The 12,390-nt window shown below is 35.8% G+C and carries 11 protein-coding genes; all 11 read left to right on the top strand.

Going from position 1 to position 12,390, the window contains the following annotated elements:
- The first annotated feature begins 24 nt into the window (after window positions 1-24).
- Entirely contained in the window at window positions 25-1,635 is a 1,611-nt protein-coding gene (locus tag APF76_06300) for a hypothetical protein (protein ID KUO50072.1), read from the top strand.
- Window positions 1,610-2,680 carry a hypothetical protein gene (locus APF76_06295; protein ID KUO50071.1) on the top strand — a complete coding sequence of 357 codons (1,071 nt, stop codon included), beginning with the start codon at window positions 1,610-1,612 and terminating at the stop codon, window positions 2,678-2,680. The genes APF76_06300 and APF76_06295 overlap by 26 nt, the downstream gene beginning before the upstream one ends.
- Before the next feature lie 6 nt (window positions 2,681-2,686).
- Entirely contained in the window at window positions 2,687-3,751 is a 1,065-nt protein-coding gene (locus APF76_06290; GenBank protein ID KUO50070.1) for a radical SAM protein, read from the top strand.
- Entirely contained in the window at window positions 3,748-4,722 is a 975-nt protein-coding gene (locus tag APF76_06285) for a hypothetical protein (protein ID KUO50069.1), read from the top strand. Before APF76_06290 ends, APF76_06285 begins: the two co-directional genes overlap by 4 nt.
- A gap of 169 nt (window positions 4,723-4,891) precedes the next feature.
- The gene (locus APF76_06280; protein ID KUO50068.1) at window positions 4,892-5,446 is read left to right on the top strand and encodes a hypothetical protein; all 555 of its coding nucleotides are present in this window, start codon (window positions 4,892-4,894) and stop codon (window positions 5,444-5,446) included.
- Between the two features lie 176 nt (window positions 5,447-5,622).
- A complete protein-coding gene (locus APF76_06275) occupies window positions 5,623-6,291 on the top strand; it encodes a hypothetical protein (protein ID KUO50067.1) in 669 nt (222 codons plus the stop codon).
- A gap of 10 nt (window positions 6,292-6,301) precedes the next feature.
- Window positions 6,302-7,666 (top strand): hypothetical protein, encoded by a 1,365-nt coding sequence (locus APF76_06270; GenBank protein ID KUO50066.1) that lies wholly within the window; start codon window positions 6,302-6,304, stop codon window positions 7,664-7,666.
- Between the two features lie 57 nt (window positions 7,667-7,723).
- A complete protein-coding gene (locus APF76_06265; protein KUO50065.1) occupies window positions 7,724-8,737 on the top strand; it encodes a hypothetical protein in 1,014 nt (337 codons plus the stop codon).
- A gap of 75 nt (window positions 8,738-8,812) precedes the next feature.
- The gene (locus APF76_06260; GenBank protein KUO50064.1) at window positions 8,813-10,390 is read left to right on the top strand and encodes a hypothetical protein; all 1,578 of its coding nucleotides are present in this window, start codon (window positions 8,813-8,815) and stop codon (window positions 10,388-10,390) included.
- Complete coding sequence (locus APF76_06255; GenBank protein KUO50063.1) at window positions 10,387-11,466, top strand: hypothetical protein; 1,080 nt, start codon at window positions 10,387-10,389, stop codon at window positions 11,464-11,466. Before APF76_06260 ends, APF76_06255 begins: the two co-directional genes overlap by 4 nt.
- Window positions 11,466-12,380: a hypothetical protein gene (locus APF76_06250; protein ID KUO50062.1), complete on the top strand. Its 915-nt coding sequence runs from the start codon at window positions 11,466-11,468 to the stop codon at window positions 12,378-12,380. Before APF76_06255 ends, APF76_06250 begins: the two co-directional genes overlap by 1 nt.
- The last annotated feature ends 10 nt before the right edge of the window (window positions 12,381-12,390 follow it).

Genomic DNA, 12,390 nt, shown 5'->3' with positions numbered 1-12,390 from the left:
ATTTGGAAAGATAGGTGTTAATTGATGACAGCTTGGCGTTTATTAGATACAGGTGTATTGAATGCTGCTGAAAATATGGCACTTGATGAGGCGATTTTATTAGCTAAAGCAAATAACTGGGTGCCAAATACCTTAAGGTTTTTACAGTTTAGCCCACCATGTGTATTAGTAGGTTATCATCAAATGATGGAACAGGAAATTAGAATTGATTATTGCGAGAATAATGGTATAGAAATGAACAGGCGAATAACGGGTGGTGGAGCATTGCTCTGGGATGAAACACAACTGGGATGGGAAATATTTGCAAGCAAAGATCATCCTGCTATACCTTCTAAAATAGAGGATCTCTATGAAAAAATGTGTGAAGCGGTCTGCTATGCTTTAAATATATTGGGGGTAAATGCACGTTTTAGATACAGAAATGATATTGAAGTAAACAAACGAAAAATATCTGGTACTGGAGGAACAGAGCTAGAGAATGCATTTATGTTTCAGGGAACATTGCTGATTGATTTTGATGTAGATGTAATGTTGAAGGCGTTAAGAATACCAACTGAAAAGTTAAAAGACAAAGAGATTCAGTCTGTCAAAGAGAGAGTAACATGTCTTAAATGGGAACTAGGATATGTACCTCCTTTAGAGGATATTAAAAGTGCGATTGAGAAGGGTTTTAGCAAAATATTAGGAACTACATTTATTCATCAACCTTTATCATCCCAGGAAAACCAACTATATATAGAGGCTTTACCGAGATTTAAATCCAATGAATGGATAAACAAAATACGATTTTCTAATTTAAAACGCCAGGAATTAAGGAGTTTGTATAAAAACAAAGGTGGTTTAATACGAGTATCCCTGGTCTTAAATTCACTTTCAAGAAGAATCAATAGTATATTAATAACTGGGGATTTTTTTGTATATCCTCGTAATGCTATTTTTGATTTGGAGTGTTTATTAAAGAACTCCTCAGCTAACAATCTGGAACTAAGAAAAACGATAACTAATTTCTTTAAGCTGAACTCTGTGAGAGTTCCCGGTTTATCAGCATCTGATTTCACAAATGCAATTTGGGATGCAGTTAAAAAAGTCGATTTGTTGAAAGAAGGTATCTCTTCATCAGATGTTAATTCAATCTTTACTGTCTGTGGTGATTTTTTAAACATTAATAACCCATCAGTTTTACTTTTACCTTATTGCGGAAAAACACCAACTTGTAAATATCGAAAAAAAGAGGGGTGTAGTGTGTGTAAACAATGTTCCATCGGAGATGCCTTTCAGCTTGCAAAGGATTATGATTTGCTCCCAGTTACAATTCAAAATTATGAAATGTTAGAAGAAACACTATGGAAGCTTAAAAAAGAAGGTGCAAATTCCTTTATAGGATCATGCTGTGAAGCGTTCTATGCTAAACACAAAGATGATTTTGAAAGAATAGGTATGCCTGGAATATTAATAAATCTTGATAATACGACTTGCTATGATTTAGGAAAAGAAAGAGAAGCTAAAATAGGCACATTCGAAAACCAAACATTCTTAAACATGAAATTAATTGAGCAGGTTATAAGGTTAAAAAGTACATCAAAATCAACTATTTGTAGGAGTTTGAGCAATGTTAAGCATGAAGGAAAAATATGATGTAGCAGTTATTGGTGCAGGCCCTTCAGGGATAGCCGCAGCCAACTGCTTAGCTAAAAAAGGTTTAGATATAATTATTTTTGAGAAGCGCCCAAACTTGGGACCACCTGTGAAATGTGCAGAGTTTGTGCCAAAACTATTATATAACTACTGTAAAATTCCTAAAGATACAATCGGTCAAGAAATTGAACATTTAGAAACTCATCTCCCAGATTGTAAAATGGTGGTAACTAAATCCCCTGGATATATTTTAAATAGACATCTTTTTGAAAAGCATTATTTGGAGGAAGCTCTTAATAATGGTGCAAACCTCAGCTTACATTCTGAGGTTTTAAATGTCGATCACCACCTATTGCTGGTTAAGAAGAAAGAACAAACCAAATTAATAGAGGCTACCTATATAATAGGTGCGGATGGTCCCCTTTCAGTTGCTAGAAAATATATAACCACAGAAAAGACTCACCTGGCACAATCATTACAATGTGTCATAAAGTTACAAAGAAAACAAGACAACACACAGGTTTATTTTCACTCTGATTATTATATGGGCTATGGATGGGTATTTCCAAAAGGTCCAACTGCAAATATTGGCCTTGGAATTTCCTGCAAATCAGGTGTAAGAATCAAGGATGTTTGGGGTAAATTTCTTGAAAGATTGCGGATTGATAGCTCAGACATAATATCATTCACAGGTGGATTGATACCTGCAAGTGGATTGTTGAGAAATATCGTAAAGAATAATGTGATACTAATTGGAGATGCAGCAGGTATAACCCATCCAATAACAGGTGCAGGAATTGCTAATGGTATTATAAGTGGTGAAATTGCAGCTTCAATAATTACTGAAAACGGTAACCGAGGTTACAAATCTCTAGAAAAATATGAGAAAGAAATTCAAACGTTATTTGGTAGAAGTAATGAATTAGCGTTAAAAAATAGAAGATATCAAGAAAATCATTGGACAAGAGATCCCAAAATATTAACCGACGTAATAAAAAACACATGGATAGCATTTCCATCTTACAGTCACAAAACAAAGAGGTGAGCTTGAATGCAAAATAATTTATCAAATGAGGAATTTCAGAGCCCAGACTATGTTCAAACAAGTTTAGCTGCAAGCATAACATTAGGTTTTAAGGATGGATTATTCTATAGAGATGCAAAGTTAAAAGGTTTAAACTTGCTTGTTACCTATAATAATAAATGTATAGCTAACTGTAGTTATTGTGGATTATCTAAGGACAGAGACTTAAACAACAAAAAAAAGACATTCATTCGTGTCTCATGGCCAACTTACTCTCTAGAAGAGATTATTAATGCAATGAAGACTCGTAAAAGTCCCATTCAACGTGTTTGTGTTGGTATGATAACACATCCTAGGGCAGTTAAAGATTCTATAAAAATAATACAAAATATCAAAAAGGAAACAGGGTTACTAATCAGCACCTTAATTACACCTACGGTTTTAAAAGACAACGATTTATTGGAGTTAAAAATAGCTGGTGCAGATATGTGTGGAATAGCAATTGACTGCGCTACGGAATTGTTATTTGAAAAACGCAGGGGAAAATCTGTATCAGGTCCTCATCGTTGGGCCAAGTATTGGAGTACAATTGAAAAGGCAGTAACAGTTTTTGGCAAATACAAGGTGGGAATTCATCTGGTTGTAGGGTTAGGCGAAAGTGAGTTTGAAATGACCTCCATTATTCAAAAAGCACATAATTTAGGAGTTCTCACTCATTTATTTAGCTTTTATCCAGAACATGGAAGTCAAATGCAAGAGTATCCCCAACCATCCTATGGAACTTATCGAAGAATTCAGATGGCTAGGTACTTGATTAACAATAACATAGCCAGTATTGATCAAATGCACTTTAATTCAAAACAGCAGATAACTGATTTTGGTCAAAACATTGAAAAATATTTAGAAAATGGTGAGATATTTATGACATCTGGATGTGCTGGTACTGATGGGAAGGTTGCATGTAACCGTCCATATGGAAATGAACGTCCTTCTCAACCAATTAGGAATTTTCCATTTTTACCTAATAAGGATGATCTAAATTTAATAAAAAAACAGCTTTGGCATGACCTTATTAGTGAGGAAAATTTATGATGACACTTAAAGAAGAACTAAAACAAGCCTTTAAACAACCACTAGAAAAACTATTAAATGAAGCATGGTCAATTAGAAAGAAATATCATCCAAATGAGATTAAGTTTTATGCACCTAGTTCTAAATATTATGAAGCCACAAATTACAAAAATGACCCTTGGAAATTTGTAACGATATCAGTAACCGGGGACAAATGCAACCTGAAATGTGATCATTGTAAGGGTAATCTTTTAAAGACAATGCACCATGTTAATAAACCAGAAGAAATGATTGCATTGGGGAATAAGCTCTTAAAGAATAATTGTGAAGGTGTTTTAATTAGTGGAGGAGCAGATCAACATGGAGAAGTTCCATTGCTAAAGTTTAAGGATGGGATTATATATTTGAAAAAGATTGGATTAAATGTTATTGCTCATACTGGCCTAATTAGCTCAGAAACAGCTAGTATGCTTAAAAGGTGTAAAGTTGACCAGGTGCTACTAGATCTGATAGGAGATAGAGATACGATTCGTAACGTTTATCATTTGAATAAGACACCTGAGGACTATGAGAAATCCTTATCTATTTGTAATGACTTCGGATTAGAAGTTGCACCTCATATTGTTATTGGATTAGATTATGGTTCTATAATAGGTGAAATTGAATCCATCTTGATGTTAAGAAAATATCAGGTGCAAACTATTATTTTAGTGGTTTTAGTTCCATTAAAAGATACACCGATGTCAAAAATAGAAGGACCAAGTATAGATGATATAGCAAAAGTAATTTCACTAGCTAGAATTTATAATCCAAGAGCTAAATTGCAGTTAGGTTGTGCTAGACCTCCTGGCAAAATGAAGGTGAAAATTGAGAACCACGCTGTAAAGGCAGGAGTAAATGGTATTGCATATCCTTCGGAGCAAACAGTAGAAATATGTGAGGAATTAGGTTTTATTACTTCATTCAATTCACAGTGTTGCAGCATGCTTTAATTTTTTTTAAATTTTTAAAATTCTGGGAGGAAGTTTTTAGTTTTAGTCGAATTGTATAAACTAATTATATATAATGAAAATTATTAGTGAAAAGTTGCATATTTGAAAAACAACAAAAGTAAAAGTAACTTCGACTAACTAAACGTAGTCTATCCAGGAGGATAATGAAATGACCATAGGAGCTAAGATCAAAAAATTGCGTAACATTAAAAGCAAAACTTTAAAAGAATTAGCAGAAAAAACTGGTTTGTCTACTTCCTTTCTTAGCCGTTTGGAAAATGATAAAGCTGAAGCAACATTGAATGACCTAAGAAAGTTAGCTGATGAATTAGATGTATCAGTTATCAGTCTCCTTCCCGATGAGTTTGAAGAGGATATTAGACTTGTTAGGAGGAAGGAACGCCATACGATTTTACAGCCTTCGTCAAATGAAAACTGTGAACCATGTGTGTTGGAATTCTTATTATGGGGAAGCAAAATAAATTTAGAACCAACATTAATGACCATACCGCCCGGATCTGATTCTGGAGGAGTGGCTATACATGCAGGCGAGGAATTTTTATTTGTTCTTGAAGGTGAACTGAAAGTTTATTGTGGAGAAAAAAGTTTTGATTTAAAAGAAGGAGATACCCTAGGTTTTCCTGCACAATACCCTCATAGGTGGGAAAATATAACTGGACAAAACAGTAGGATTATTGTAGCAAGCTCGCTTCCTACATTTTAATTATAATTAATTGAATACGATCCATTTACATAATAATAGTCAAAAAAAAGAATAAAGAAATAGTTAAATAATTTGAAAATTTAAAAAGGGTTTTTAAGATAAATAGAGAATATTTCTAATATGAGAAATTCTCTATTTATTTTGCATATCTGCAAATTTAAGGTGGTGTTCAAGTAATGACAGTTAAAATTTTAGGGATAAACGGAAGTGCTAGGAAAAAAAGTGGGACTGAATTTGCGTTGGAGCAAGCCTTAGAAGCGGCTAAAGAAATAGACGCAGATGTAAAAACGGAACTTATTAGTCTTAGAAGTAAAAACATTAAAATGTGTATACATTGTGATGGTTGTTTTAGAAAAAATAGTTTGTGCATAGTTCAGGATGACTTTCAGGAGGTTCAAAAGGCCTTTCTGGAAGCAGATGGATATATTTTTTCTAGCCCCGTATATAACATGAATGTAACACCTGTAATGAATGCTTTTATGAGTAGGGTTAGACCTACATGCCTAGTTTATCCTGGTCATTTCACACGTAAAGTTGGTGGTGCAATAGTTGTTGGTGGTGGAAGAAATGGCGGCCAGGAGATGACAATTCTTACTATTCATAATTTTTACCAGACATATGAAATATTATGCTGTGGTGGATCCTTACATGAGCCTGCAGGTGCAATGATTTGGAGTGTAGATGGTTCATATGAGGGTGCAACCAAGGATAAGGTAGGCATTGAAGGTGCTCAAAGATTAGGCAAAAGGGTTGCTCAAACAGCTGCACTATTAAAAACTGGTTGGGAACAGTTTGAAAAGGAGAACAAAACCATATATCAAACTGAAAACTGGTGGGAGTACTGATTAACAGTAAATGCATAAAGGAAAAGGTGATATGATGGGAAGCATTCTAATTAAAGATGGTTATGTAATTACAATGAACGAAAACTCGGACAATATTCATGCCGATATTTTAATAGATGATAATAAGATAAAAAAAATAGAAGCTAATATTGCCTCTGATGAGGCAGATGAGGTAATTAATGCGAAAGATAAAATAGTAATTCCAGGACTGATTCAAACACATGTACACTTATGTCAGACTCTATTTAGAAACGTAGCTAATGATCTGGAGTTAATGGATTGGTTAAATATTATCATGCCCTTAGAAAGTTGTCATGATGAAGAGACGGCATATATATCAGCGAAATTGGCAATAGCAGAAATGTTAAGATTTGGAACTACAACAATTAATGATATGGGAACAGTTAGTTTTGCAGATGCAGCTGCGCAGGCTGTAAAGGATACTGGAATTAGAGCCCAGTTAGGTAGAACTATAATGGATAGTGAATGGACACCAGAGTATATACGTCACGATACTGACCAGGGTTTGCAAGAAACTGACGAATTTATTAAAAGATGGCACAATGATCCCAGTTGTAACATTACCTGCGGAATACCTATAAGATGGGTTTTAAACATTAGTGATCCATCAATTATTGGTATCAGAGAAATTGCAAAGAAATATAGCATCCCAATTCATACACATGCTAATGAGAATACACAGGAATGCCAGGTTATATTGCAGGAAAAGGGTATGAGTACAATAGAGTACTTTTATAAGTTTGGCTTAATGGAAAGTAAGATGCAAATAGCCCATTGTATTTGGGTGTCAGAACGAGAAAAACAGATTTTCAAAGAAAACAATGTGAGTATCCTACACTGTCCATCTTGTAATCTTAAGGCTGCATCTGGAATTGCTCCAATAACTGAATACATAAAGGAAGGGATTAACGTATCAATTGGTAGTGATACAGCTGCATGTAATGATAACCTTGACCCATTTATAGAAATGAGATTGGCTAGTTTAATTCAAAAGGTGAATAAAGGAGCAACATCTATGTGTGCTAACGATGTCTTTTCTATGGCTACAATAGAAGGCGCTAAAGCACTTGAACTAGAAAAGCAAGTAGGAAGTCTAGAAGTTGGAAAGCAGGCGGATTTAGTCATTCTAGATAAGAATATTTGGAACACTCCTTTTTATGACGATAAAGTATTCTCCTCGTTGGTATATTCATTTAATGGTCGAGATGTTAACACTACCATTGTAAATGGAAAAGTATTGGTAAAGGATGGGCAGATTATTGGATTTGATACTGACGAGCTTAGAAAAGAAGCAGAGAAAGCTATTAAGAGAGTTACTGAAAGAGCAATTAAAAGAGGGTTGTATAGGGGGTAAATTATATTATAGCTTTTTATGATTTGCCTACTTCAAAATAAGGGGAGGTATGTTAAGGTGAAAATTTTAAGTAAAAAACTATTATTGGTTGCAGTATGTGTGCTTTTAGCTTTCGGTTTAGTTGCCTGTGGCGGAGGCCAAGAGCCTGCGGAGGTTGAAGGGGAAGATCAAAAGGTTAAAGTTGCATTGATGATGGATTCATCCATTACAGATGGAGGTTGGTCTCAGAGTGTATATGAAGGTTTGCTAATGGCCGAAGAGGAATTTGATATTGAAATTGCCTATACTGACATGATTGGTCCTGCTGATCAAGAGGCTATCATGAGAAACTATGCTCAAAACTATGATGTGATTATGGCTAATGGTTATCCATTTGAAGATGTTATTCATCGAGTTTCTGAAGAATTCCCAGATAAAATGTTTATTGGTATAGAGCTTCCAACGGCTGGGCCCAACATAATGACAGCACGGATTGAGCGGGGAGAGTCAGGGTACATTCAGGGCACAATAGCTGCTAAAATGACTAAAACAAACAAGATAGGTTATGTTTCTGCCTTTGAAGCACCTCATACGGACAAAGAGTTGGAGATCCTTAAAGAGGTAGTCGCAGAGTTAAATCCTGAAGCTGAGGTAATTGCTGTTTATACTAGTGACTGGGCAGACGTGAATTTGGCAAAACAGGCAGCTGACTCTCTGGCTGATAGAGGTGCTGACATTTTCACTACTGCTTTCCATCCTGGTAATATGGCTGCCATTCAACTGGCTCAGGAGAGAGATGGTATTTATGTTATAGGTATGCAAGTCGATTCTTATGATCTTGGACCAGATGTAGTGTTAACAAGCACTTTAACAAATACAACTATGGTTGTAAGAAATGCTATTAAGGATGTTTTAGAAGGTAACTATAAACCAGGAACTTCAGCTACCTATGGTTATAAAGAAGGAGCAAACTCTTTAGGTAAATTTGGAAACAACATGCCTGAAGAACTAAAAACAGAAATTGAACAGCTTGTTGAAGATATTAAAGCAGACAAAGTGGATATTAACACAGACGTACCAGGATACGATTAAAAACTCTTTAAGGGGAGTGAGAACTCCCCTTAAACCCTTTAACCCTTTAAAACGTATTCAGGAGAGGATTATAGTATGAGTGTTTCGATGCTTGAATTAAAGAATATGTGTAAGTATTTTTCAAGGGTGGTTGCTAATGATAGGGTTTGCTTGGAAATATTTCCAGGTGAGATTCATGCTCTGTTAGGGGAAAATGGTTCGGGAAAAACAACTTTGATGAATTGTGTGTATGGCCTTTACACTCAAGATGAAGGCAAAATAATATGGCAGGGTAAAGAGCTTAAGAATAATAACATATTAACAGCAATTGAAAAGGGAATAGGCATGGTCCATCAACATTTTATGTTGGTTCAAAACCTTACTGTTTTGGAAAACATAATACTTGGTTTGCCATCAGGTAAAGGACCTTTTCTAGACAGGAAAAATGCAGCTAAGAAAGTGAGAGAAGTTCTTCAGACATATAATTTGAAGATTGACTTAGATGCCAAAATTTCTGATATGCCAGTAGGTTTGCAGCAATGGGTGGAGATTATTAAGGTTTTATGCCTTAACACTAAACTGCTTATTTTAGATGAACCTACTGCGTCCCTCACACCTGAGGATATTAAGGAATTGTTTAAGTTTTTAAAGGAGTTTACATCAAAGGGTAATTCCGTTATATTAATTACTCATAAATTAGAAGAGGTTCTGAGAGTCTCTGATCGTGTAACAGTATTGAGAGATGGAAAATTAATTAAGACTCAAGATACCAAGGATGTAGATAAGCAAACATTAGCTGGTTTAATGGTTGGTAGAGACATAAGGATAGCAGAAAAAAAGGAATTTAATCATACTGATGAAGTAATTTTAGAAGTTAAAGGACTAGAGGCCCCAAAAAATAATGGGACCAAAGCTTTAAAAGGTATTTCCTTTACTGTAAAGGCGGGAGAAGTATTAGGAATAGCCGGCGTGGCAGGTAATGGGCAGACAGAGTTGGCAGAAGTTTTATGTGGCTTGCGAAATGCTGCAGGTGGGAGTGTGCATTTGAAGGCCAGAGATATTACCAATTATTCTCCAAGACAGTTAACTGAACTAAATATTGCTCATATACCTGAAGATAGGCACCATACGGGGTTAATATTGGAATTTTCAATCAAGGAAAATGCTATGATAGGGCTTTATTACCGTAGTCCATATTCGACTGGTGTAAAAATTAACCATAAATATATAAGTAATCACACAGAGCAACTTGTCAAAGAATACAGCATTAAGACACCTGATATAGATACGCAAATACGTTTACTTTCTGGTGGGAATCAACAAAAATTAATTCTAGCTAGAGAATTATCCAAGAACCCTGATTTAATTATCTTATCTCATCCTACAAGAGGCCTTGATATAGGGGCAGCGGAGTTCGTTCGTCAGCAGATTCTAAAGCAGAGGGAAAGGGGTACGGCGGTAATCTATATATCAGGGGAAATAGAGGAGATTTTTAATATTAGTGATAAAGTTGCCGTGTTTTTTGAAGGTCAGATAGTTGGCATTAAAAGTGTTAAAGATATAGATCAAAAAACTGTTGGCTTAATGATGGCAGGGTCTTACAATTCAAATGAGACATCAACACATTCAAGCTCGTCTTTTCTTAAGCAAAAGAAAGGAGCAAGCAGAGTATGAGGGTCAATATAAGAGGGAAAACACTTAAAATTGATGGGCTAGATGTTTTTATTACTTCTACAATTGGCATTATCTTCGGGTTTATTGTTGCGTCGATAATTATTGCCTTAATTGGGGTAAACCCACTAATAGCATATAGAGAGCTTTTTATGGGTGCATTTGGATCTTCTCAGGGTTTTAGTTTCACTCTAATGCGTTTTATTCCGTTAGCACTTACAGGTCTGGCTGTAACTTTTGCTTTTCGAGGTGGAATGTTTAATATTGGTGGTGAAGGGCAGCTTTATGTATCAGCTTTGGCAGCGACATGGGTCGCAGTAAACATAACGGGGCTACCTTCTATTTTGCATATAGTACTGGCAGTTTTAGCTGGAGCTGTTGCCGCCGCCTTATTTGCTTTTATACCTGGTTTTCTTAAAGCCACAAGAAATTTCAATGAAATTTTAGTAACGATTTTATTAAACTATATAGGTGTATATCTTGTAGGGCTTGCTTTAAACACTTTCTTGATGGCACCGGAACAAAGAATACCTTGGAGTTCTAGGATAGCTGAGACTGCAGTAATACCTAAAGTAATGGGGGGCAGCCCATTACATATGGGAGTATTCTTAGTTCTTATTTTGGCTATTTTAGTGTATTATATTTTCTGGCATACTACATGGGGATATGAAGTCCGTAGTGTAGGTGCTAACCCTGAAGCGGCTACCTATGGAGGTATAAATGTTAAACGGATTATGATTATAACAATGGTTTTTAGTGGAGTTCTAGCTTCCTTTGCTGGTAGCCTGGAGATTCTTGGAGCTCAGCATCGCTTGCAAGAGGGGTTTTTAGTTAATTATGGGTATTATGGCATACCTGTGGCATTGTTGGGTGGTTTGCATCCTCTGGGAACTTTACTAGCAGCATTTTTCTTCGGTGCTCTGTTTAATGGTGCTGTTGCTATGCAAGCATCTACAGGAATTCCTGTTTCAATAGTTGGCATGGTCCAAGCACTAGCTATTTTTGGAGTAATCGGTATTACTGGAGCCCGTCAAGTTTACCTGTCTTCAAAAGGCGTTAAAAGGAGGGAGAGTTCCTGATGACTAATTTCCTTGTATCTACCTTAATTTTAGCCACTCCATTAATACTGGCTGCAGTAGGTAGCATTTATTCTGAGCGTTCCGGGGTAATAAATATGGGACTTGAAGGTTTAATTCTTGTCGGAGCTTTTACTTCGTATATTGTTACCTTTTATTACGGAAGTGTATATTTAGGAATATTAGCTGCTATTGTAGCAGGATTACTAATGGGGATAGTACAAGCATATTTTACCGTTACTTTACGTGCTGATCAGGTGGTTTATGGAATAACTACAAATATATTTGCATTAGGTCTAACCTCTACCTTATATCGAATAGTCTTTGCTAAACAGTCTACAGTAATTCAAGTTGAAGTATTGCCGAAACTGACAATACCTTTTCTTAGCGAAATACCTGTGTTGGGCAGAGTTGTATTTAACCATAATATCTTAGTGTACCTAGCCTTGGGCATGGTTATTGTTACATTTATTATAATGTTTAAAACAAAGTGGGGGTTGAAAATACGGGCTATTGGAGATCACCCTCGTGCTGCCGATACTATGGGGATAAATGTTTTTAGATATAGATACATTGGACTTATGCTTAGCGGAATCTTCGCATCTCTCGGCGGAGCAAGTCTAATAGTTGGTGATTTAGGATATTTTGTTGAGAACATATCTGCAGGGCGGGGATATGTTGCTCTGGCAGCTATATTTTTTGGGCGATTTAATCCTACTGGTGCATTTTTAGGAGCTTTACTATTTGGTGCCGCGGATGCCTTCCAATTAAGAATGCAGGCCATGGGATTTGATTTACCTAGTCAATTATTTTCAATGTCTCCCTATGTAATTACATTGTTGGTTTTAATCTTTTTGATGGGACCATCCACAACACCGCGATCTTATACTATTCCTTATGTTAGAAGCGGGAGATAAGGGGGCCTAA

This window comes from Desulfitibacter sp. BRH_c19 (assembly GCA_001515945.1).
Lineage (GTDB): Bacteria > Bacillota > DSM-16504 > Desulfitibacterales > Desulfitibacteraceae > Desulfitibacter.
This window is presented reverse-complemented; position numbering and strand designations above follow the sequence as displayed.